This is a genomic window from Paenibacillus sp. 01T443, assembly GCF_056398325.1.
Window position 1 is genome coordinate 27,810 of sequence record NZ_JBFTPE010000026.1, and the last position, 24,162, is coordinate 51,971.

Annotated in this window: 22 protein-coding genes and 1 other annotated feature; all 22 genes read right to left on the reverse strand. The window is 45.8% G+C overall.

Translation table 11 applies throughout. The annotated features are described in order from the left end of the window. Positions 1-63 precede the first annotated feature (63 nt). A complete protein-coding gene (locus tag AC1DLI_RS29550; protein ID WP_477608530.1) occupies positions 64-1,110 on the reverse strand; it encodes an ABC transporter substrate-binding protein in 1,047 nt (348 codons plus the stop codon). 317 nt (positions 1,111-1,427) lie between these two features. Continuing rightward, on the reverse strand, positions 1,428-2,618 hold the full coding sequence (gene tuf / locus AC1DLI_RS29555) for an elongation factor Tu (protein ID WP_477608532.1): 1,191 nt from the start codon (positions 2,616-2,618) through the stop codon (positions 1,428-1,430). A gap of 114 nt (positions 2,619-2,732) precedes the next feature. Next, a complete protein-coding gene (gene fusA, locus AC1DLI_RS29560; protein ID WP_477608534.1) occupies positions 2,733-4,808 on the reverse strand; it encodes an elongation factor G in 2,076 nt (691 codons plus the stop codon). 29 nt (positions 4,809-4,837) lie between these two features. Beyond that, positions 4,838-5,308, reverse strand: coding sequence for a 30S ribosomal protein S7 (rpsG, locus tag AC1DLI_RS29565; RefSeq protein WP_028609662.1), 471 nt, complete (start codon positions 5,306-5,308; stop codon positions 4,838-4,840). 66 nt (positions 5,309-5,374) lie between these two features. Continuing rightward, entirely contained in the window at positions 5,375-5,797 is a 423-nt protein-coding gene (gene rpsL, locus AC1DLI_RS29570; RefSeq protein ID WP_054025332.1) for a 30S ribosomal protein S12, read from the reverse strand. A 256-nt stretch (positions 5,798-6,053) separates the two neighbouring features. Beyond that, positions 6,054-6,284: a ribosomal L7Ae/L30e/S12e/Gadd45 family protein gene (locus AC1DLI_RS29575; RefSeq protein ID WP_364144884.1), complete on the reverse strand. Its 231-nt coding sequence runs from the start codon at positions 6,282-6,284 to the stop codon at positions 6,054-6,056. 246 nt (positions 6,285-6,530) lie between these two features. Further along, positions 6,531-10,157, reverse strand: coding sequence for a DNA-directed RNA polymerase subunit beta' (gene rpoC, locus AC1DLI_RS29580; RefSeq protein WP_477608536.1), 3,627 nt, complete (start codon positions 10,155-10,157; stop codon positions 6,531-6,533). Positions 10,158-10,252: 95 nt separating this feature from the next. Beyond that, the gene (rpoB, locus tag AC1DLI_RS29585) at positions 10,253-13,801 is read right to left on the reverse strand and encodes a DNA-directed RNA polymerase subunit beta (RefSeq protein ID WP_477608538.1); all 3,549 of its coding nucleotides are present in this window, start codon (positions 13,799-13,801) and stop codon (positions 10,253-10,255) included. 372 nt (positions 13,802-14,173) lie between these two features. Next, a complete protein-coding gene (locus tag AC1DLI_RS29590) occupies positions 14,174-14,785 on the reverse strand; it encodes a class I SAM-dependent methyltransferase (protein WP_477608540.1) in 612 nt (203 codons plus the stop codon). A 225-nt stretch (positions 14,786-15,010) separates the two neighbouring features. After that, positions 15,011-15,370, reverse strand: a complete 360-nt coding sequence (rplL, locus tag AC1DLI_RS29595) for a 50S ribosomal protein L7/L12 (RefSeq protein WP_477608542.1) — start codon at positions 15,368-15,370, stop codon at positions 15,011-15,013. Between the two features lie 91 nt (positions 15,371-15,461). Next, entirely contained in the window at positions 15,462-15,965 is a 504-nt protein-coding gene (rplJ, locus tag AC1DLI_RS29600) for a 50S ribosomal protein L10 (RefSeq protein WP_308998881.1), read from the reverse strand. A 57-nt stretch (positions 15,966-16,022) separates the two neighbouring features. After that, positions 16,023-16,187, reverse strand: a sequence feature (ribosomal protein L10 leader region). 12 nt (positions 16,188-16,199) lie between these two features. Then, positions 16,200-16,892: a 50S ribosomal protein L1 gene (gene rplA / locus AC1DLI_RS29605; RefSeq protein ID WP_308998880.1), complete on the reverse strand. Its 693-nt coding sequence runs from the start codon at positions 16,890-16,892 to the stop codon at positions 16,200-16,202. A gap of 100 nt (positions 16,893-16,992) precedes the next feature. Next, a complete protein-coding gene (gene rplK / locus AC1DLI_RS29610) occupies positions 16,993-17,418 on the reverse strand; it encodes a 50S ribosomal protein L11 (protein ID WP_028609671.1) in 426 nt (141 codons plus the stop codon). A gap of 122 nt (positions 17,419-17,540) precedes the next feature. Next, positions 17,541-18,074: a transcription termination/antitermination protein NusG gene (gene nusG, locus AC1DLI_RS29615; RefSeq protein WP_054025341.1), complete on the reverse strand. Its 534-nt coding sequence runs from the start codon at positions 18,072-18,074 to the stop codon at positions 17,541-17,543. A 24-nt stretch (positions 18,075-18,098) separates the two neighbouring features. Then, positions 18,099-18,308, reverse strand: a complete 210-nt coding sequence (gene secE / locus AC1DLI_RS29620; protein ID WP_028609673.1) for a preprotein translocase subunit SecE — start codon at positions 18,306-18,308, stop codon at positions 18,099-18,101. A gap of 18 nt (positions 18,309-18,326) precedes the next feature. Beyond that, positions 18,327-18,476, reverse strand: coding sequence for a 50S ribosomal protein L33 (gene rpmG, locus AC1DLI_RS29625; protein WP_015847242.1), 150 nt, complete (start codon positions 18,474-18,476; stop codon positions 18,327-18,329). A gap of 314 nt (positions 18,477-18,790) precedes the next feature. Then, a complete protein-coding gene (sigH, locus tag AC1DLI_RS29630) occupies positions 18,791-19,441 on the reverse strand; it encodes an RNA polymerase sporulation sigma factor SigH (protein ID WP_308998879.1) in 651 nt (216 codons plus the stop codon). A gap of 298 nt (positions 19,442-19,739) precedes the next feature. Next, positions 19,740-20,264, reverse strand: a complete 525-nt coding sequence (locus AC1DLI_RS29635) for an NYN domain-containing protein (protein WP_477608546.1) — start codon at positions 20,262-20,264, stop codon at positions 19,740-19,742. A gap of 3 nt (positions 20,265-20,267) precedes the next feature. After that, on the reverse strand, positions 20,268-21,023 hold the full coding sequence (rlmB, locus tag AC1DLI_RS29640) for a 23S rRNA (guanosine(2251)-2'-O)-methyltransferase RlmB (protein ID WP_308998877.1): 756 nt from the start codon (positions 21,021-21,023) through the stop codon (positions 20,268-20,270). Positions 21,024-21,072: 49 nt separating this feature from the next. Further along, the gene (locus tag AC1DLI_RS29645; RefSeq protein ID WP_308998876.1) at positions 21,073-21,501 is read right to left on the reverse strand and encodes a Mini-ribonuclease 3; all 429 of its coding nucleotides are present in this window, start codon (positions 21,499-21,501) and stop codon (positions 21,073-21,075) included. Continuing rightward, positions 21,498-22,937 (reverse strand): cysteine--tRNA ligase, encoded by a 1,440-nt coding sequence (gene cysS / locus AC1DLI_RS29650; RefSeq protein ID WP_477608549.1) that lies wholly within the window; start codon positions 22,935-22,937, stop codon positions 21,498-21,500. Before cysS ends, AC1DLI_RS29645 begins: the two co-directional genes overlap by 4 nt. Beyond that, the gene (gene cysE, locus AC1DLI_RS29655) at positions 22,934-23,596 is read right to left on the reverse strand and encodes a serine O-acetyltransferase (RefSeq protein WP_308998874.1); all 663 of its coding nucleotides are present in this window, start codon (positions 23,594-23,596) and stop codon (positions 22,934-22,936) included. The genes cysS and cysE overlap by 4 nt, the downstream gene beginning before the upstream one ends. Between the last annotated feature and the right edge of the window lie 566 nt (positions 23,597-24,162).

The window sequence follows — 24,162 nt, forward strand, 5'->3', positions numbered from 1 at the left end:
ACGAGTAGCCCGATCACCCCATGTGTACATGATTCGTTTTATTTTGAGCTAAATGTTTAGAAGTTACTCAATAATGTTGTTTTCTTGGTCTTTTACAAGAGCTTTCATCTCGTCAGTAACTTTAATTCCTTGCTCAGCAGCTGCTTTCATATTGAAAATGAAATCAAGCTTTTGTGGAACCGTTACGTTCATCTCGCCCGGGTTCTTGCCGTTTTTCAAAATTTCCACTGCCATTTGTCCAACTTCATAACCATGGTCAAAATATTTGAAGCCTACTGCAGCAAAAGCACCTTTTTCAACGGTATCGCGATCTGCTGAGAAAAATGGAATATCATTTTCGTTAGCCACTTCGATAATCGCATCAGCACCGGTAACAACCATATTATCTAACGTGATATAGAGCGCATCAACACGGCCGACTAGTGAATCCGCAGCCTGCTTCACATCAGAGGAATTGGCTACAGAGGCTTTGATCAGCTTAATGCCATGCTTCTCTAGTGCTTTCTCCGCAATGTCACCCATAATAACCGCATTTTGCTCGCCTTCGTTTATAATAAGACCAACATTCTTAACATTAGGAATTTGAGTAGCGATAAAGTCCATTGTTTCTGTAATCGCAGCCGGATTCGTATCCGATGCACCTGTAATATTGCCGCCTGGCGCTTCCAATTGCGTTACGATACCTGCATCAATCGGATCTGTTACAGCCGCAAACAATACCGGCATGTCCTTTACGTCATCTGCAAGAGCTTGTGCTGTAGGCGTAGCAATACCTAAAGCTAGATCACTTTTGCTGTTGGCGATTTTTTGAGAAATGGTTTTAATATTAGCGGAATCGCCTTGTGCATTATTGAAATCGATTTTCAGGTTTTTGCCTTCTTCGATTCCTGCATCCTTAAGGGCAGCGACAAATCCGTCGTATGTTGCATCGAGCGACGGGTGTTCTACGATTTGTGATACAGCGATCGTATACGTTTTTTCAGCCGTATTGCCAGAGCCTGCAGTATTACCTTCATTCTCATTATTCGTTTTTCCTGAATTCGCACCGCATGCCGCCGTTACAACCATAAACGAAGCCAATGCCAGCGTAAGCCAAAACTTTCTGTTCATTCTTTAAACCCCTTTCATCATATAAGTCGTCTTGAAATGAAGCCCTTTAGGGATTAATCATATACAGCAAAGCATCATCGCTTTCTCTCATTAAAGCTTATGCCTATACGTGAGTGACTGAATCTTATCGAGCTTGGACGACCTTTACATACTATTCCCTAATATTAAATGTGCTAGAGTATGCAGTCAATCATTAGTTATTTGTAAAAATAAGCAAAAGGCTATTACGCGTCGAATTCCACAAAAAAATAAAAAAAATCAAAAGCCCTCACCAAAGTGAGGGCTTTTGTTATTCACAGCGGCTAAGCCGCCATTAATTATTTTTGGATAGAAGCTACAGCGCCAGCGCCTACTGTACGGCCGCCTTCACGAATAGAGAAACGAGTTCCCTCTTCAACAGCGATTGGAGCGATAAGCTCAACCGTTACAGTGATGTTGTCGCCAGGCATAACCATCTCAGTGCCTTCTGGCAGGTTGATGATACCTGTTACGTCAGTAGTACGGAAGTAGAACTGTGGACGGTAGCCTGTGAAGAAAGGCTTGTGACGGCCACCCTCTTCTTTTGTAAGAACGTAGATTTGTGCAGTGAAGTTAGTGTGTGGTTTAACCGAACCCGGTTTAGCCAAAACTTGTCCACGCTCAATGTTGCTGCGGTCTACACCACGAAGCAATGCACCTACGTTGTCCCCTGCTTGAGCGGAGTCAAGCAATTTACGGAACATTTCAACGCCTGTTACTACGGACTTACGGGATTCTTCAGCAAGACCAATAATTTCTACCTCGTCGCCGACTTTGATAACGCCACGCTCTACGCGACCTGTAGCAACTGTACCACGGCCAGTGATTGTGAATACGTCCTCGACAGGCATAAGGAAAGGCTTAGCTGTGTCGCGCTCAGGAGTTGGGATGTAAGTGTCAACTTGCTCGAAGAGCTCGATGATTTTTTCAGCCCAAGGGCCTTCTGGGTTAGCAAGAGCTTCACGAGCTGCACCACGAATGATCGGAGTGTCGTCGCCTGGGAACTCATACTCAGAAAGAAGGTCACGAACTTCCATTTCTACCAATTCAAGAAGCTCTTCGTCTTCAACCATGTCGCATTTGTTCAAGAATACAACGATGTAAGGTACGCCTACTTGTTTCGAAAGCAAGATGTGCTCACGAGTTTGTGGCATAGGACCGTCAGTAGCGGATACTACAAGAATAGCTCCGTCCATTTGAGCAGCACCAGTGATCAYGTTTTTTACATAGTCGGCGTGACCTGGGCAGTCAACGTGAGCGTAGTGACGAGCTGGCGTCTCATACTCAACGTGAGCTGTCGAGATCGTGATACCGCGCTCGCGCTCTTCTGGAGCTTTATCGATTTGGTCGAATGCAATTGCTGCACCACCGTATTTTTTGGAAAGTACAGTTGTGATAGCTGCAGTCAAAGTCGTTTTACCGTGATCGACGTGACCGATAGTACCGATATTAACGTGCGGTTTGTTACGTTCAAATTTAGCCTTAGCCATTGAACTTGAGCCTCCTCAATATATCATGAATTTTTTTATGTGTGGGCCGGCATCTGGTTTGCAAGCAAACTTAGCTGACGGCCAAAAGCAATTGGTTTAGAAGGACAAAAACGATTACTCGCCTTTGTTCTTAGCAATGATCTCTTCAGAGATCGATTTTGGAACTTCTTCATAGTGAGAAAGCTCCATGGAGAATACGCCGCGTCCTTGTGTACCGGAACGTAGTGTAGTGGAATAACCAAACATCTCGGAGAGAGGTACCTTGGAGCGGATAATTTGTGCACCTGCACGAGTATCCATACCTTCGATACGACCACGACGAGAGTTAAGCATACCCATAACATCGCCCATGTACTCTTCAGGAACAGTAACTTCAACCTTCATAATTGGCTCAAGAAGAACTGGCTTACATTTGTCTTTGGCAGCTTTAAGCGCCATCGATCCTGCAATTTTAAACGCCATCTCCGAGGAGTCAACATCATGGTATGATCCGTCAACAACCACAGCTTTAACATCAACGAGCGGGAAGCCGGCTACTACACCGTTCTTCATTGACTCTTCGATACCAGCTTGGATTGGAGCGATAAATTCACGAGGAATTGATCCACCAACTGTTTTGTTTTCGAATATAAAGCCTGAACCTGGCTCAAGTGGTGAGAACTCAACCCAACAATGACCGAATTGACCTTTACCACCGGATTGACGTACGAATTTACCTTCAACCTTCGCAGCTTCACGGAACGTTTCACGGTAAGCAACTTGTGGTTTACCAACGTTTGTCTCAACTTTGAATTCACGGAACATACGGTCAACGAGAATCTCAAGGTGAAGCTCACCCATACCAGAAATTATCGTTTGGTTTGTTTCTTCATCCGTATGTGCGCGGAAAGTAGGGTCTTCCTCAGCAAGCTTGGAAATCGCGATACCAAGTTTATCTTGGTCAGCTTTCGTTTTTGGTTCGATAGCAACCGAGATAACCGGATCAGGGAAGTTCATCGATTCAAGAACGATGATGTTCTTCTCTTCGCAAAGAGTATCCCCTGTAGTTGTATCTTTAAGACCAACTGCTGCAGCGATATCCCCAGAATAAACTTCTGAGATCTCTTGACGGGAGTTTGCATGCATTTGTAGAATACGTCCAATCCGTTCACGTTTACCCTTTGTAGAGTTAAGAACGTAAGAACCGGATTTCAGAATTCCTGAGTACACACGGAAGAACGTCAATCTACCAACGTAAGGATCCGTCATGATTTTGAATGCCAAAGCCGCGAACGGCTCTGAATCTGATGATGGTCGTGAACCTTCTTCACCATCTTCAAGAGTACCTTTGATAGCTGGTACATCAAGAGGAGATGGAAGGTAGTCTACAACCGCATCCAACATCAGTTGAACACCTTTGTTACGGTAGGAAGATCCAACGATAACAGGGAAGATTTTAACTTCGCAAACACCTTTACGTAGCGCTGCTTTGATTTCTGGAATTGAAATTTCTTCGCCTTCCAGATATTTCATTGTCAGCTCTTCGTCAAGCTCTGCTACCTTTTCAATCAATTCCGTACGAAGCTCTTCCACTTGGTCAGCATACTCCGAAGGAATTTCAACTTGAATAGGATCTTTACCTGTGTCGTCTTTATACTTATACGCTATACGTTCAACGATATCGATAACGCCTACGAAGTCAGACTCAGCGCCAATCGGAATTTGAATCGCAACAGCGTTTGCCCGAAGACGCTCACGCATATCTTTGATAACGTTTAGGAAGTCAGCACCAATGATGTCCATTTTGTTGACGTATGCGATCCGCGGAACGTTGTAACGGTCAGCTTGACGCCATACAGTCTCGGACTGTGGCTCGACTCCTTCTTTCGCACTGAAAACTCCAACGGCCCCGTCCAAAACGCGCAGGGAACGTTCAACTTCTACTGTGAAGTCAACGTGTCCCGGGGTGTCGATAATATTGATGCGGTGACCATTCCATTGAGCGGTTGTCGCGGCAGACGTAATCGTAATACCGCGCTCTTGTTCTTGTTCCATCCAGTCCATCGTAGCTGCACCTTCATGCACTTCTCCGATTTTGTGGGTACGGCCCGTGAAGAACAAGATCCGTTCAGTTGTAGTTGTTTTACCAGCATCAATATGCGCCATGATCCCAATGTTACGCGTATTGTTCAAGGAGAACTCTCTTGACATAAAATGGTCTCCTCTCGAATGTTAGAATCCTACCAGCGGTAGTGAGCAAATGCTTTGTTAGCTTCAGCCATTTTATGAGTATCTTCGCGCTTTTTAACAGCTGCGCCAGTGTTATTGGAAGCATCTGTGATTTCAGCAGCTAAACGCTCTTCCATCGTTTTCTCACCGCGGTTACGTGAGTAGTTCACGAGCCAGCGGAGACCAAGTGCCGTACGGCGCTCTGGTTTAACTTCGATAGGCACCTGATAGTTTGCACCGCCAACACGGCGTGCTTTAACCTCAAGTACAGGCATAATATTTTTCAAAGCAGCTTCGAACACTTCCATCGGATCTTTACCCGTGCGTTCTTGAATCAGTTTGAAAGCATCATACAATAGCGTTTGTGCAACGCCTCTTTTACCGTCAAGCATAATGCGGTTGATTAGGCGCGTTACCAGTTTGCTATTATATAGCGGATCTGGAAGCACATCGCGTTTCGTTACAGGACCTTTGCGTGGCATGAGAAAGTCCCCCTTTCTTCTAATAGTCGCTATTTCTAGCATTTCAATGACCCGTTAGGGTTATGATTATGATTTTTTAACTTTCGGACGTTTCGTACCGTATTTCGAACGAGCTTGCATACGGTTGTTAACACCTGCAGTATCAAGTGCACCGCGAACGATATGATAACGTACTCCTGCTAAATCTTTTACTTTACCACCACGGATCAAAACAACGCTATGCTCTTGCAAGTTGTGACCGATACCCGGAATGTAAGCCGTAACCTCTAAGCGGTTCGTTAAACGAACACGAGCATATTTACGAAGTGCGGAGTTCGGTTTCCTTGGAGTCATTGTACCTACACGAGTGCACACACCGCGTTTTTGAGGAGCGCTGATGTTAGTAGCTTCACGTTTCAATGCATTGAAACCTTTTTGCAATGCCGGCGATTTCGATTTAACGACTTTCGCTTGGCGTCCTTTACGGACTAGCTGGTTAATAGTTGGCATGTTGCCACCCCCTTCCCTATATTCATGTCTTTTGAAAATATAAGCATTTACAAAGCAGTTGTTTATAAATCTACTTATATTTCTTCGCGTAAGCGAGCTCTTTCCACCAAAAGACGGCAATAGCCGTTTACGCATGTATGGTAGACATTTTACCTAAAATTAAGCCCACAGATCCAGGCGGTTCATTAAAGAACAAACAAAAGTTCTCGCCAGTCAATCATCGTTAAATAATCAACTAACAAAAACGGCTATTGCGTTATTCTTCTTCGGTTACGAGCGCTGCCATTGCGGCCCCGATATCGATGCCACAGGTTTCCCCAAGCTCATCCATCGTATCGATCCATTTAATCGGAACTCCCGCCCGCTCACATAGATGAACAATTTTCTCTTTCATCTGCGGATCTGCATCTCGTGCAACATAGACTTCAATGGCCCTTTGCTGCTCGAGCATCTTGGTCGTCTGCTTTGCGCCGACTTTGAATTGCATGAAAATCACCTTCAATTCTTCCATTCAGCGATCACACAATTAGGCACACTTCGATATATTAACACCTATACTGTGCTTGTGTCAAGAAACTTCAAGGATATTCATTTGCAAACATTTTGTTAATGAAATTCTCACTGTAAACATGCAAAAGAGCGATCATCTTCCGCTTCCTAATGAAGCGGAAGATATAACGCTCCTTCGATATTGTTTAGCTTCCGGCTAAAAAACATGATCCGATACTGTCAACTAGTCGACAGTAACGGCTTCCGTTTCCAATTCACCTTCAACTACAGTAGTAGCTTCATCTTCTAGTCCAGCAAAGCGAATGTTGCGGTAACGAGCCATTCCAGTACCTGCTGGAATCAACTTACCGATAATAACATTTTCCTTGAGTCCAAGCAACTGGTCAACTTTGCCTTTAATAGCCGCATCAGTCAATACGCGAGTTGTTTCTTGGAAGGAAGCTGCTGACAAGAATGAATCTGTCTCAAGTGATGCCTTCGTAATACCGAGCAAAACTGGTTTTGCGACAGCTGGTTCGAGATCTGCAAAAATCGCAGCGCGGTTTTGAGATTCATATTCATGAATGTCAACAAAAGCGCCAGGAAGCAGAGTCGTACCGCCTGCGTCTACGATACGGATTTTACGGAGCATTTGCTTGATCATGACCTCGACGTGCTTGTCATTGATTTCTACCCCTTGGTTCCGGTAAACGCGCTGTACTTCTTGCAAAATGTAGTTTTGAACGCCACGGATACCTTTGATGCGCAGCATATCTTTAGGGTCAATTGAACCATCAGTCAGCTCATCGCCGGCTTCGATTTGTTGACCTTGCGTTACGCGGATACGCGAACCATAAGTAACAGCATACACTTTGGATTCCGCTTCGCCTTGAACCTCGATTTCGCGACGGTCCTTAGCTTCACGAATTTCTTTAATTACACCGTCAAGCTCGGAGATAATCGCTTGACCTTTCGGATTACGCGCCTCAAACAACTCTTGGATACGCGGCAAACCTTGTGTAATATCATCGCCGGCAACGCCGCCCGTATGGAACGTACGCATAGTCAGCTGTGTTCCTGGCTCCCCGATGGATTGAGCTGCGATAATACCAACCGCTTCACCAATCTCAACGTGTTTACCAGTAGCAAGGTTACGTCCGTAACAAATCTTACATACGCCATGACGTGCACGGCAGCTCAGTACGGAACGAATTTGTAGTTTTTCAACGCCAGCATCGATAATCGCATCGGCTTTATTGGAATCAATAAGCTCGCTGCGGTTAACAATGATTTCGCCTGTTTTTGGATTACGAACCGTTTCAAACGCATAACGTCCTTCAATACGGTCATAGAGATCTTCAATAACCTCTTTACCATCTTGAATTTTGCTAACGGAGAACCCTTTGTCCGTACCGCAATCATCTTCACGCACGATCACGTCTTGTGCCACGTCGACTAGACGACGTGTCAGGTAACCGGAATCGGCTGTACGAAGTGCTGTATCCGCCAAACCTTTACGCGCTCCGTGAGTCGAGATAAAGTACTCGAGTACGGTAAGGCCTTCACGGAAGTTTGATTTAATTGGCAACTCGATGATACGACCGGATGGATTCGCCATCAGACCACGCATACCGCCAAGTTGTGTAATTTGAGATTTGTTACCCCGTGCTTTGGAGTCCACCATGAGCATGATGTTATTGTAACGATCCATCGATTTCATAAGAACATCGGTGATTTCGTCTTTACATTTACTCCAAATGCTGATGATGCGGTCATAACGCTCTTCGTTTGTAATCAAACCACGACGGTATTGATTCATAACGGTAGAAACCTTCTCATCGGAGCGTTTCATGATTTCGTCTTTCTCTTTCGGGATGATAACGTCAGATACGCCGATCGTGATACCAGCCTTAGTCGAGTAAGTAAAGCCAAGCTGCTTAATACGGTCAAGGAGCATCGCAGTAAGCGTGGTGTGGTATTGACGGAAGCATTCCGCAATGACTAATGCGAGATAATCCTTACCTACCGCGCCTGGCGTTTCGATTGCATCCAAAAATTTAGGAAGATCGGCACCTTTTTCGTAAACGAAATATTTATCTGGTGTACCGTGCAACAAGTTCGTTTTCGTTGCTTCGTTGATATAAGGGAAATCTTCAGGGAAAATTTCGTTGAAGATAACTTTACCAACCGTAGTTACGAGTAGCGAGTTTTGTTGTTGCTCAGTGAAATTAACTTTTTTGAGTACACGCACTGGAATGAAAATTCTAGCGTGCAAGGAAACAATACCACGTTGGTAAGCAGAGATTGCTTCGTTAATGGTACCGAATACGGAACCACTGCCTTTAGCTTCTTTGTTATCCATCGTTAAGTAGAAGCTTCCTAGAACCATATCCTGTGAAGGAGTAACGACTGGCTTGCCGTCTTTCGGGTTAAGGATATTGCCTGATGCCAGCATGAGCAAACGTGCTTCTGCTTGTGCTTCTGCAGACAACGGAACGTGAACGGCCATTTGGTCACCGTCGAAGTCAGCGTTATAAGCTGTACAAACGAGCGGATGAAGCTTAATAGCGCGACCTTCAACCAGAATAGGCTCAAATGCTTGAATACCTAGTCTATGCAGCGTCGGGGCACGGTTAAGCAATACCGGGTGTTCCTTGATAACTTCCTCAAGAACATCCCAAACCTCAGGGCTTACGCGTTCAACCTTGCGCTTCGCACTCTTGATATTATGTGCTAAGCCTTTATTAACAAGCTCTTTCATAACGAAAGGCTTGAACAATTCAAGTGCCATTTCCTTAGGAAGACCGCACTGGAACATTTTGAGGTTAGGACCTACAACGATAACCGAACGACCAGAGTAGTCAACCCGTTTACCGAGCAAGTTCTGACGGAAACGCCCTTGCTTACCTTTCAGCATGTGGCTGAGGGATTTAAGCGGACGGTTACCAGGACCTGTTACAGGGCGACCGCGACGACCGTTATCGATCAAAGCATCAACCGCTTCCTGCAGCATCCTTTTTTCATTTTGCACGATGATATCAGGAGCGCCAAGATCAAGTAGACGCTTCAGACGGTTGTTACGGTTAATAACACGGCGATATAGATCATTAAGGTCAGAAGTCGCAAAACGACCGCCATCAAGCTGTACCATCGGACGAAGCTCAGGAGGAATGACCGGAAGCACGTCTAGAATCATCCATTCCGGTTCGTTACCGGAATTACGGAATGCTTCTACGACTTCAAGGCGTTTAATCGCACGGTTGCGTCGTTGCCCTTGAGCCGTACGCAGTTCTTCCTTCAATTGCTCAAGCTCTTTGTCAACGTCGATATCTTGCAAAAGCTTTTTAACAGCTTCAGCGCCCATACCGGCATGGAATCCATACCCGTATTTCTCCCGATAACTGCGGTATTCTTTCTCCGAAAGGAGTTGTTTTTTCTCAAGCGGCGTATCACCTGGGTCTGTTACCACATAGGATGCAAAATAAATGATCTCCTCAAGCGAACGAGGCGACATATCTAGTGCAAGACCCATACGGCTTGGAATCCCTTTGAAATACCAAATATGAGAAACTGGAGCAGCCAGTTCAATGTGACCCATACGCTCACGGCGAACCTTAGCGCGAGTTACTTCAACGCCACAGCGATCACAAACGACACCTTTATAGCGTACACGTTTGTATTTACCGCAATGACATTCCCAGTCTTTTGTAGGTCCAAAAATTTTCTCGCAGAAGAGACCTTCCTTCTCCGGCTTTAAGGTCCTATAGTTGATCGTCTCCGGTTTTTTAACTTCTCCGCGGGACCACGAGCGAATTTTATCCGGCGATGCCAGACCGATTTTCATATACTCGAAGTTGTTCACGTCCAACAAGGAGCAACCCTCCTCCGTCATGTATGACAATGTCTATCTAATCAGCTAGATTCCGTCATAGGCGCGTGACCATGTGACGGAATCCAGCAACTAGTTTATTCAGCAGCGCCGACTTCGGCACCTTCTATATTGAGGTTGAGCTTATCGCCCGTTGCCTCATCTTCATCGTCCATTTCCTTCATTTCGATCTCTTCTTCGTTCTCAGATAGGATTTTAACATCCATACCTAAGCTTTGAAGCTCTTTGATCAAAACTTTAAACGATTCCGGAACGCCTGGTTCAGGTACGTTTTCGCCTTTGACGATAGATTCGTACGTTTTCACACGACCAACCACGTCATCGGATTTAACTGTCAATATTTCTTGAAGCGTGTATGCAGCGCCATATGCTTCAAGCGCCCATACCTCCATCTCCCCGAAACGTTGTCCACCGAACTGTGCTTTACCACCGAGCGGCTGTTGTGTAACAAGTGAGTAAGGACCAGTTGAACGGGCATGGATTTTATCGTCGACCATGTGAGCCAGTTTGATCATGTACATGACACCAACCGTAACTTCACGCTCGAAGTTTTCTCCTGTCCGTCCGTCATACAGTACGGTCTTACCGTTACGCTGCATGCCTGCTTCTTCCATCGTATCGAAAACGTCATTCTCGCGCGCGCCGTCAAATACAGGCGTAGCGGCATGAATGCCGAGATGCTTACAAGCCATACCCAAGTGGACCTCAAGAGCCTGACCGATGTTCATCCGCGACGGAACGCCGAGCGGGTTAAGAACAACCTCAACAGGTGTGCCATCCGGTAGGAAAGGCATATCTTCTTCAGGCATGATACGGGCGATAACCCCTTTGTTACCATGACGTCCGGCCATTTTGTCACCTTCGGAAATTTTCCGTTTTTGAGCAATGTAGGCACGTACCAATTGGTTAACGCCAGGCGGCAATTCGTCGCCGTTCTCACGGGTAAATACTTTCACGTCAACAACGATACCGTCCGTACCATGCGGTACGCGTAGCGATGTATCACGAACTTCACGAGCTTTCTCACCGAAAATAGCGTGCAGCAATCTTTCTTCCGCAGTCAGCTCCGTAACACCCTTCGGCGTTACTTTACCAACGAGGATATCGCCAGCGCCAATTTCCGCGCCTACACGAATAATGCCGCGCTCATCCAAGTTGCGAAGAGCTTCTTCGCCGACATTCGGGATATCGCGAGTGATTTCTTCTGGTCCAAGCTTCGTATCACGAGCTTCAGACTCATATTCCTCAATGTGAATGGATGTATAAACATCCTCTTTCACAAGTTTTTCACTAAGCAGGATCGCATCCTCATAGTTGTAGCCTTCCCACGTCATGAAAGCAACGACTACGTTGCGTCCAAGAGCCAATTCGCCCTTTTCAGTGGAAGGACCGTCTGCAAGGATATCACCTTTTTTAATTACATCGCCTTTACGCACAAGTGGACGCTGGTTGATGCACGTTCCTTGGTTAGAACGCATAAACTTGTGTAGCTTATGTTTTACCAAGTCACCTGTAACAGGCTTGCCATCGATTTGCTCAACGCGACGAAGCCAAATTTCATTAGCGGAAGAACGTTCGATTATACCGTCATGTTTCGCAACGATACAAACGCCGGAATCTTTCGCCGCCTTATGCTCCATGCCCGTACCAACAAGCGGTGATCTCGGGATAAGAAGCGGTACCGCTTGACGCTGCATGTTCGATCCCATGAGGGCACGGTTGGAGTCATCGTTTTCCAAGAATGGAATTAACGCTGTCGCAACGGATACAACCTGCTTTGGTGATACGTCCATGTAGTCAACGCGATCGCTAGGCATTGTCAAAATGTTATCGGCTTGTTTATTGTAACGAACAATCGTATTCTCTTCTGCGAACTTGTCTTCCGAAGTCAGCTTCGCATTCGCTTGCGCGATTACGTAGTTATCTTCTTCATCAGCAGTCAAATACGCAATTTGCTCCGTAACAATTCCAGTCTTCGGATCCACCCAACGGTATGGCGCTTCAATGAAGCCATATTCGTTAATGCGGGCAAAAGAAGACAAGGAGTTGATCAAACCGATATTCGGGCCCTCTGGCGTCTCGATCGGACACATCCGCCCATAGTGGGAGTGATGGACGTCACGAACTTCAAAGCCCGCGCGTTCCCGAGTCAAACCGCCGGGTCCGAGTGCGGATAAACGACGCTTATGCGTCAATTCAGCAAGCGGGTTCGTTTGGTCCATAAACTGGGACAGCTGCGAGGAGCCGAAGAACTCTTTTATAGATGCAATGACCGGTCGAATGTTGATTAGCGCTTGCGGCGTAATCGCATTCGCGTCTTGAATGGACATTCTCTCACGCACAACGCGCTCCATACGAGACAAACCGATACGGAATTGATTTTGAAGCAATTCGCCTACAGAACGAAGACGACGGTTCCCTAGATGATCGATATCATCCGTGCTGCCAACGCCGTGCAGCAAGTTAATAAAGTAGTTAATGGAAGAAATGATATCCGCAGGCGTGATATGCTTCACGGATTTATCAATAATGCCATTGGCAATTACCTTGATAACTTTGCTTTCGTCATATGGAGAGAATACGCTGATCGTTTGTAGTGGAATACTATCAGCATCCAAAACGCCATTAGCAACATGATACGTTTTGAATCCAACATCCTTTTCAAGCTTCTCGAGTATTTCATCAAGCAAACGACGGTCAATCATTTGTCCTGATTCAGCGATAATCTCGCCAGTCGTAGGATCAACTAAATTTTCCGCAAGGCGCTGATTAAACAAACGATTCTTGATATGGAGTTTTTTGTTTATTTTGTAACGGCCTACATTGGCCAAGTCATAACGTTTCGGGTCAAAGAAGCGAGCAACAAGCAAACTCTTCGCGTTATCCAAAGTCGGAGGCTCGCCCGGACGAAGACGCTCATAAATTTCAATCAGCGCTTTCTCCGTGGAATCCGTGTTATCTTTGTCTAGCGTGTTGCGAATGTACTCATCATGCCCCAGCAGTTCAAGAATTTCAGCGTCAGTACCAAATCCTAACGAACGCAAAAGTACCGTTACCGGTATTTTCCGGGTCCGGTCAATACGAACGTAGATGATATCTTTCGCATCTGTTTCAAGCTCTAACCAAGCGCCACGGTTAGGAATAACCGTCGCTGTGTAATTTTTCTTCCCGTTTTTATCGACCTTCGTGCTGAAGTACACACTCGGGGATCGAACCAATTGGCTAACTATGACACGCTCAGCCCCGTTGATAATAAACGTGCCTGTCTCTGTCATAAGCGGGAAATCACCCATGAAAACTTCTTGTTCCTTTACTTCGCCGGTCTCCTTGTTAAAAAGTCGTACCTTAACGCGTAAAGGAGCCGCATACGTCACGTCGCGCTCTTTTGATTCATCGACCGAATATTTCGGCTCGCCTAAGCTATAGTCGATAAACTCAAGCGATAGATTGCCCGTAAAGTCCGAAATCGGAGAAATATCTTGGAACAACTCAATCAAGTCGCTATCCAAAAACTTCTCATACGATTTTTGTTGGATTTCAATCAGGTTCGGGACTTCCAGCACCTCGTTGATCCTGGCGTAGCTTCTGCGCGCGCGCCGACCATACTGAACAAGTTGTCCTGCCAACTTAACCTCACCCCTCATGTCTGTATCACAGCATCGATAATCACTGCGTCACTATAAACGGACCAGCCGTCTATATAGTCAAATAAAGAAAAGCCCTTATCGAATAGTTCGAAAAAAGAGCATGTTCCGGCAGCTAACCAATCACAGCGCGGCCGTGATAGTCTCATATCAAATAATTTTGCCCAAAACGTAAACATTATACGTCAAATGTGTAAAACTTATGCATTCCGCGCTTTAAATTCACACTTGACATTTTAGTTAACTAAAGAGATCGAGCCCAATTTAATGCTGACATTTTATAATTTTACCATATCTAAAATGTCAAGTCAATAATTTTTCTTCTGTTTTCAAAGATATTTTCAAAACATCTTTTTACTTATTTAACAAACCTTTTACAGCTCGGAAAATACGATAGCCTTTGTCCTTCGTTACTTCTTCTACCTCTTCGAACAAAGACTCGAGCTTTGCCTTCGCGGAAGGCGCGCCTTGCTTCTTCTGAATAACAACCCACATGCTGCCGCCTTGCTCAAGCAAATCATAGCCTTCTTCGAAAATGCGATGTACGACTGATTTTCCAGCACGAATCGGAGGATTGGTTACGATGACATCAAATTTCATTTCTTTAACCGCTTCAAATAAATCGCTTTGTAAAACAGTCACATTCGAAATCTGATTAAGCTTCGCGTTTTCTTTCGAAAGCTCTACCGCTCTTTCATTTATATCAATCATCGTTACTCGGCCCTGATCAGCGAGCTTTGCTGATGTTAAACCAATTGGGCCGTAACCGCAGCCGACATCAAGCACCTTCGCGTTTGCGTTTAGTTCCAACGCGTCAATCAACACCTGACTCCCATAATCGACACCCGATTTCGAGAATACGCCTGCATCCGTCATAAAACGGAAGGAAAAGCCTCGAAGAGAAACCTCGTGAATTTGACGATTATGTTTCACATCTGGGCTCTGTGAGTAATAGTGATTCGACATGATTCATCACTCCCCGTTCTTCCAATGCGCCTTCACGCAGCAGGCAATTGCCAAGCCATGGCAGAAGGCAAGCTTCGCGTTGAAAGATAAGAAGGTATAAGATATTCACTTATACCTTCTTATCTTTTAACATACAACGAACCCCTTGAAACCTGACGGATTCAAGGGGCTCGCCAGCCGACTCATCGTTCAATCGCATGATCAGCTTATTTTGTTAAAACAATACTACTTAACTTCTACGGAAGCGCCAGCTTCAGAAAGCTTAGCTGCAACTGCTTCTGCTTCTTCTTTAGCAACTTTTTCTTTAACAGCTTTAGGAGCGCTGTCAACCAAGTCTTTCGCTTCTTTCAGGCCAAGACCTGTGATTTCGCGAACTACTTTGATTACGTTGATTTTCGAAGGGCCAGCGCCGTTAAGGATAACGTCAAATTCAGTTTGCTCAGCTTCAACAGCTGCGCCAGCACCTGCTGCTGCTACTGGAGCTGCTGCAGTTACGCCGAATTCTTCTTCAATTGCTTTAACAAGCTCGTTCAGTTCAAGAACGTTCATAACTTTAATCGCTTCTAAGATTTGTTCTTTAGACATGATTATACCTCCGGGAATATGGTTTATTTTTTTTGTTTATCATACAGCCGGTTTGCACCGGTTCAATGCTGTTAGTGACTTGAGACTGAAATTAAACGCCAGCTTCTTGCTTTTCACCGACTGCTTTAACTGCAAGCGCGAAGTTGCGCACTGGAGCTTGCAATACGCTGAGGAGCATAGAGAGCAAACCTTCGCGGGACGGAAGTTCCGCAAGAGCTTTAATTTCTTCTTGAGATACGACTTTACCTTCAACAACGCCGCCTTTAAGTTTCAAAGCATCGTTTTTCTTAGCAAAATCGTTCAAAATTTTAGCTGGAGCAACAGCGTCTTCTTTACCGAATGCAATTGCAGTAGGACCTGTAAGAATGTTATTCAATTCTACGAAATCCGTACCTTCAGTTGCGCGGCGAACGAGCGAGTTTTTAAGAACTTGGAATTCAATACCTGCTTCACGAAGCTGTTTCCGAAGTTCAGTAACTTGCGCAACGTTCAGTCCACGATAGTCAGCTACAACTGTACTGGAGCTAGCAGCAATTTTCGCCGCGATTACGGCAACTGCCTCTTGTTTCTCTTGGATGATATTTGCGTTAGCCAAACTGTACACCTCCCGTAATAGTATACATTCCGTTAATTACGACGGGCTTTCCACGCCTCGATGCATGAGAAAGGCCTTCGCAGACACTGCGAAGGCCATGATGTCGTTATCGCGCATCAACCAGAAAGGTCGAATGTTGCTTACAAACGTTTTATCATAACACCTCGGTAGGAAATTAAGCCTTATGGCACCTACTGTCTACGGTATGCGTATTCGAATTTAGTTCCGTTCTTCTTAGCGATAAACCGCTGTGGAAACACGAGCGCCAGGGCCCATTGTTGAAGAAACGGCGATGTTTTTCAGGTAAATACCTTTTGCAGCAGCCGGTTTAGCACGGTTAAGTGCATCGATCAATGATTTGAGGTTCTCGTTGAGTTTCTCAGCATCAAATGATACTTTACCGATTGGAGCATGGATTTGACCTGCTTTATCAAGACGGTATTCAATCTTACCGGCTTTAATTTCTTGAACGGCTTTAGCAACGTCAAACGTTACTGTTCCTGCTTTAGGGTTAGGCATCAAACCTTTACCGCCGAGGATACGTCCAAGTTTACCAACTTCAGCCATCATGTCCGGCGTTGCTACGCAAACGTCGAATTCGAACCAGCCTTGTTGAATTTTGTTAATCATGTCTGCATCGCCGACAAAATCAGCACCCGCAGCTTCCGCTTCTTTCACTTTTTCGCCTTTTGCGAAAACGAGAACGCGTTTTGTTTTACCAGTTCCGTGTGGTAGTACAACTACGCCACGAACGGCTTGGTCTTGTTTACGCGGGTCAACACCCAAACGAACTGCTACTTCAACGGACTCGTCGAATTTAGCTGTCGCTGCCTTTTTTACAAGCTCGATCGCTTCCAAAGGCTCGTATGTTGCTTCGCTGTCAATAAGCTTAACAGCTTCTAGATATTTTTTACCTTGTTTAGCCATTGTAATTTCCTCCTTATGTGGTTGTAGCGGAAAATCCTCCTAAGGATGATCCTCCCACTCGCGAAAGCCGAAGCTTCGCAAAGCAAGCTACCTCGCGGTATTAGTCAACAATAGTTACGCCCATGCTGCGAGCAGTACCTTCAACCATACGCATTGCTGCTTCAACAGAAGCTGCGTTAAGATCCGGCATTTTTTGCTCAGCAATTTCGCGAACTTTGTCACGTTTCACAGTAGCGACCTTTTTCTTGTTCGGTTCGCCTGAACCTTTTTCGATACCAGCTGCGACACGTAGCAATACTGCTGCCGGTGGCGTTTTTGTTTCGAAAGTAAAAGAACGGTCTTCGAATACTGTAATAACGACTGGAATAATCAAGCCTGCTTGATCTGCTGTACGAGCATTAAACTCTTTACAAAACGCCATAATGTTAACGCCTGCTTGACCAAGTGCTGGACCGATCGGCGGCGCTGGGTTTGCTTTACCTGCAGGAACTTGCAGTTTGACCATCTTGATGACTTTCTTTGCCATGACGGACACCTCCTAACCCTTTATTCCATGCGTAAATAGCATATGCCACTTTAGAAGAGGCATTGCCACTTCGCGTCCAAACCTCCACCGGTTTAACCCAGGTGGGCTTTAGAAACCAGATATTATATCTTCTCCACTTGAGTGTAATCCAGCTCCAGCGGGGTCTCCCTGCCAAACATGTTTACATGAACTTTCAACTTCGCTTTGTCCAGTAAAATTTCTTCTACTGTACCAACAAAATCTGCGAAAGGACCTACTTTGACGCGAACCGTTTCCTTAAGATCGAACTCGATTTTCGGTTTTGGTTCTTCCATGCCCATGTGCTTGAGAATCTGCTCAACCTCATCAGGCAATAGAGGAATCGGTTTTGAACCGGAACCTGTTGATCCTACAAATCCAGTTACGCCAGGAGTATTACGAACAACGTACCATGAATCATCGGTTTGAACCATTTCCACAAGAACATATCCGGGATAGACTTTACGTTGAACGGTCTTCTTCTTACCGTCCTTCTCTACCACTTCTTCTTCCATAGGAACAAGCACACGAAAGATTTTGTCTTCCATGCCCATTGATTCAACACGGCGTTCCAAATTGGCTTTCACCTTGTTCTCATATCCTGAGTAGGTATGCACGACGTACCATCTTTTTTCCATCACAAATCCACCTTTGGACCCTTCTTAAACAATGAGTTCAACCAGAGACGAGATCCCGATGTCAAGAAGCCAGAAGTAAATCGTTACAAACGTGATCGTGAGCAAAACTACGATCGAATAGCTTGTCAACTCTTTACGGCTTGGCCAGCGAACCTTCTTAAGTTCCGCCCAGCTGTCGGCAAAAAAACTAAACGTTGTACCAAAGCTTTGCTTTAGTTTAGCCAAAAATGCCACGTTCACACCTCCAATTGACTATCTCGTCTCGCGATGAGGAGTCTGCTCGTTACAGAACTTGCAAAACTTCTTCAACTCGATGCGGTCGGGGTGATTGCGTTTGTTCTTGCTGCTCGCATAGTTTCTCTGTTTGCAGTTTGTGCATGCCAACGTGATAATTACCCGCATTGAATTACACCTCCCGAACTGCTACAAAATACGAATCATGAAACTCTATTTGGAAGTTCATTGATTCCAACGCCAAAACGAAAAAAAACCTCGATTTTAGGCCTACCTAAACACTTTATCATACAGCAATTTTGATGTCAATGTAAAAGATAAGTGTCAAGCCTGCGAAAAACTGGTAATCACAAGAGCATCGGGCTCGTTTCTACCATTATAGTCTACTTAAGCCCATTTAAAACAGAAAGGACCTATATTCCACCTGGACACCGCCAGATGGAAGACAGCCCTCATTAATGACGATTTACGTATGAATGCGTTTAACCGCTAATGTCTCTGACTTCCAAGTAACGTTCGAGCTTGCGCTTTACCCGTTGGAGCGCGTTGTCAATGGATTTCACATGCCTATCCAAGTCCACGGCAATTTCCTGATACGATCTTCCGTCCAAATAAAGCATAAGAACCTTACGTTCAAGATCGCTTAATATTTCGGACATCTTATCTTCCAGGCCAACGAATTCTTCTTGATTGATAATTAGCTCTTCAGGATCAGATACTCGCGTTCCACAAATGACATCAAGCAGCGTGCGATCCGAATCTTCATCATAAATAGGCTTATCGAGCGATACGTAGGAATTAAGCGGGATGTGCTTCTGACGCGTGGCTGTTTTGATGGCGGTAATAATTTGCCTAGTTATACACAATTCTGCAAAGGCCTTGAAGCTGGCTAGCTTGTCCCCTTTAAAATCACGAATTGCTTTGTATAGACCAATCATACCCTCCTGCACGATATCTTCACGATCCGCACCGATAAGAAAATACGAGCGCGCTTTGGCTCTCACAAAATTCTTATACTTATTAATCAAATATTCCAACGCTATGCTGTCGCCATTGCGGACCGCTTCGACGATTTCCTCGTCCGTACTGCTGTCATACTCGAGCGTACTCCATTCTTTGAGGTCGATACTCACGAACTATCCCTCCGGCCTGCAAGGCGTACACCGCTAGATTCATATTAAAGCAAACCTATCCTGCTACTCCCAAATACATGGGCTCAACAGCGATTTGCGTCAAAAGATAAGAATGTACACTGTCTAAAATCAACACGTTCTTATCGCTAATATTAGAGCCAGTATACATTATGTAACCTTACACCGTCAACCAATCAGGGGTCCGAAAGCTATCGTTTTACTAGCAATTTTGTAACTTTGTGGAACATACTGAAACATTATGCCCTACTCTATCAGCAATAAAAAACATCTATTTCCTTTATTTCTCTCCGCGCCGAAGCTTCTCTAGCTGGCTGCGGACTTCGAGACTGACGATCCCGTCTACCGAATTGCGTTTTCCAGGCTTATCCTCGCGTAGTGACTGCTCAATATTTTTACGATTTTGGCCAATATCAATAAGGAGCTCTCGGGCAGAGACGCGTAGTGCTCCCTTGCCGAAGGCAACATGCTGCTCCACTAGATCAGATGTCGCAACATATATATTCCTGCGGCGAACGTAAAGCTCCGAGCAAAGGCGTTCGATGCATTCATCCGCCGTTTCCTTTTCCTTCGTGTAAACGATCACCAGCTTATGATGCCGATAAGTAGCTCCTAGACCCGGAACCTGGTGCGCATCAAACACGACGTAAACCTGCATGCCTGTGAAACCTTGATAATCTGCCATCATATCCAGCAGCTTATCCCGGGCTTCCTCCAAATCATACTCCTTCAGCTTCTCCAGAACCGGCCAAGCACCAATCATGTTATAACCGTCGACTAATAAAATATCGTCGCGCCGGTTCATAACCTAAATGCTCCGGCGCTGACGCACGACCTCATACATAAGAACGCCTGCGGCAACAGAAGCGTTCAGTGAGTTCAATTGGCCAAGCATCGGCAATTTCACGAGAAAATCGCATTTTTCCTTAATGAGTCTTCCCATTCCTTTACTTTCATTACCGATTACAACGACTAGCGGCATATCGAATTTCATTTTATAAACATCCTGCGTAGCACTTAGGTCTGTTCCCGCTACCCACACGCCCGCTTCCTTTAACTTATCAATGGTTTGCGCGAGGTTCGTCACGCGTGCAACAGGCACATGCTCCGCTGCTCCCGCCGATGTCTTTAGAACGGTTGCCGTTAATCCGGCGGAACGTCTTTTTGGAATAATAACGCCATGAACGCCCGTGCATTCAGCCGTACGCAATATCGAGCCTAGATTATGCGGGTCTTCGATCTCATCCAGCAGCAATATAAAAGGGAGCTCGTCCTTCTGCTTCGCACGCTCGAGAATCTCCTCTACCTCCACATAAGCGAAGGCCGCCGCCTGAGCAACAACTCCCTGATGTGTAACTCCCGGAGTCAGGCTGTCCAGTTTTCTCTTATCCACAAACTGCACAACGATACCGAATTTTTTGGCTTCTGCGACAATCGGCTGCGTCAACGTCTTCTGTGCGCCGTCGGCAATCCAAATCTTATTAATTTCACGGCCGGAACGCAACGCTTCCAGCACCGGGTGTTTACCGGCAATCATCTCATCTTGAACGGTTTCTTCAGTCATCAGTTACCCTCCTCATTTGGTTTTCCTATACAAAATGGCTGTTAAAGCCTTATAGATCTTCTTTCTTCCCGATCGCTATCGAAAATAGTTCATGTATGCGATTTATTCGGCCTTCGTAATAGAGATAGCCGACTAAGCTCTCCAAAGCAGTTGCAAGACGGTAATCTGCAAGGTCTGCATTTTTGGGAGGGGCGCCTGATTTTGAATTGCGTCCGCGGCGGACAATGTCCGCCTCCTCCTCCGTCAAATGCGGCTGCCAAAGATCCAGCGTTCTTTTTTGTCCCTTTGCTGAAACGAACTTCGTCGCTTCGCGGTGGATATGATGGGACTTCTGGTTTGGAAGCGAAATTAAATATTGCCTTACAAGAAGCTCAAACACAGCGTCCCCCATATAAGCCAGAATAACGGGATTCATTAGCTGCGGTGATTTGGAGGGAGGATGGAATAGCAGCATGTTCGTATCGTTTCGCTCGCTCATTTGCGCCGCCAACGGATACCTTGCGGCGTATCCTCAAGCACGATATTCAATTCCGTAAGCAAGTCACGTATTTCATCGGCTCTCGCCCAGTTTTTGGACGCCCGCGCTTCTGTCCGCTCCACAATAAGCTGTTCAATATCCGCATCCAAAAGCTCAGCGCCGGCTTCCTGCGGAAGCAATCCCAGCACGGCATCCATACGCTCTAGAAGCGTCAGCAATGCGTGAATGCCGCTAGGGGCCGCATTGGCACGGTTGAGATATTGATTTGCCTCGCCTACTAAATCGAATACAGAGGTAATCGCATCCGGCGTGTTGAAATCATCGCTCATTTTCGCATGAAATTGCTCATGTATAGCTTTAAGTTTCGCATCCAACGCCTCATCTCCGGATGAAACAAGACCATTCTCACTTTCAACGGCTTCCGAAAAATCAGCTTTAGCCGCGGAAAGCCTATGCTTGAGATTGGCCGCGCAGTTAGCAATCCGCTCAACGCTATTCTCCGCTTGGGCAACCGTATCATCGCTGAAATTAAGCGGGCTTCGATAATGAGTGGATAGCATAAAGTAACGGATAGCATGCGGCTTAACCCGCTTCACCAGTTCATGAACCGTAATGCCGTTGCCGAGCGATTTAGACATTTTCTCGTTGTTGATATGGATATAGCCGTTATGCATCCAGTAGTTCGCAAGCGGCTTGCCTGTCAGCGATTCGGATTGTGCCACTTCGCATTCATGATGCGGAAATTGCAAATCATGTCCTCCGCCATGGATATCAAGCGTATCGCCAAGATACGTACGTGCCATAGCCGAGCACTCGATATGCCATCCAGGGCGTCCATCGCCAAAAGGGCTTTCCCATTTAATTTCTCCCGGCTTCGCGCCTTTCCATAAGACAAAGTCCTGTTGATTCTCTTTGCGGTCGCCAATCTCAACCCGAATACCGAACTGCAGCTCTTCGATATTCTGATGTGAGAGCTTACCGTAATCCGAGAATGCAGCCGTACGGTAATAAACATCGCCATCGCTCATATAAGCATAGCCTTTGTCTATTAGCCCTTGAATAAACGTAATAATCTGCGGAATATGCTCCGTAACGCGCGGATTCAGAGTCGCCTTATGAACACCAAGCGCTTCGATATCTGCATAAAATGCCTCAATAAACGTTTCCGCTACTTCCGGTACGGTCGTACCAAGCTGCTCGGCTTTGCGAATAAGCTTATCGTCAACATCCGTAAAGTTAACGACATATTGAACCTCGTTCCCTATATCCTCTAAATAACGACGAACGACGTCAAAGAATATAACCGGACGCGCATTGCCGATATGAATGTAATCATAGACAGTTGGACCGCAAACATACATTTTCACTTTGCCCGGCTCTTGCGCTGTAAAAGGCTCCTTCAGCCGCGACACCGTATTATAAATAGATACTGTCATTTTCTTATTTCTCCTCCAGCTACAGGTTTCCGAAGCTGCTTCAGTTCGGTTTTCAAATCATCAATCTCCTTTTGCATCGTGCGAAACATTTCGATGACCGGGTCAGGAAGCTGCGTATGATCCAGCCGGTCGCCAACCCGCTCCCCGTTTCGTTTCACGACACGGCCCGGATTTCCGACAACCGTGCAATTCGTCGGCACTTCCCGAAGCACAACAGCATTTGATCCAATATTGGAAAACTCGCCTACTTGAAAGGAACCCAGCACCTTCGCTCCTGAGCCAATAACAACATTATTGCCAATTGTCGGGTGACGCTTACCTTTTTCTTTCCCGGTACCGCCTAAAGTGACGCCTTGATAAATAACGACGTCATCGCCGATTTCGCAGGTTTCACCAATGACTACGCCCATACCGTGATCGATAAACAACCGATCGCCGATCTGAGCGCCCGGGTGTATCTCAATGCCCGTCATAAACCGGCTCACCTGAGAGATCATGCGTGCTACCGTAAACCAGCCTCTGCGGTATAAAGGATGAGCTATGCGGTGTGCCCATATGGCATGCAAACCTGAATAGGTGAACACAACCTCGAAACGGCTGCGTGCAGCCGGATCATTCTCAAATACCGCCTGGATGTCCGATCGAAAATGACGAAACATAAGCAATGCTCCTTATCATACGCTCATAATTTTCTAAACAAGCGTTAACGGCTGCAGCCGCCCTTTGGCGGCAAAAGCTCGTGTCGCGAAAATATATAAGCACACTTATTAGTGACAACTAACTTATAAATTCTTATATATTAAAAAAGCCTCTGCAGCATATTATGCTGCAGAGGCGTGTAATCTCGCGGTTCCACTCTGCTTGAACGAACCAGGCAGCTACCAGCTGTCGATTGTTCATCTCATCGTCTTTAACGCAGACGACACGTTGCTGCCTACCTTGCCCAGCACAATGTACGCTCTCGGTCACATGAATGATACAGCGTCTCCGCCTAATCCATATGGTTGTGCAATACATGCTGAAGCAGCTCGGAACAAAGCTCCCAGGTGCATATTTCCGTTCGGCGGACCAGACAACTTTCAGCCCCATTCTGTCTCTTTAGCCACATCATAATGCGACGCCGATTCGAATGACGGTTGTCCTCTCTGCGAATCCACAAGCAAACGTACTTCTCCTGTTCATGGCCGTTCAATTCATTCACTTATTAGTCATAGTATACCGAATA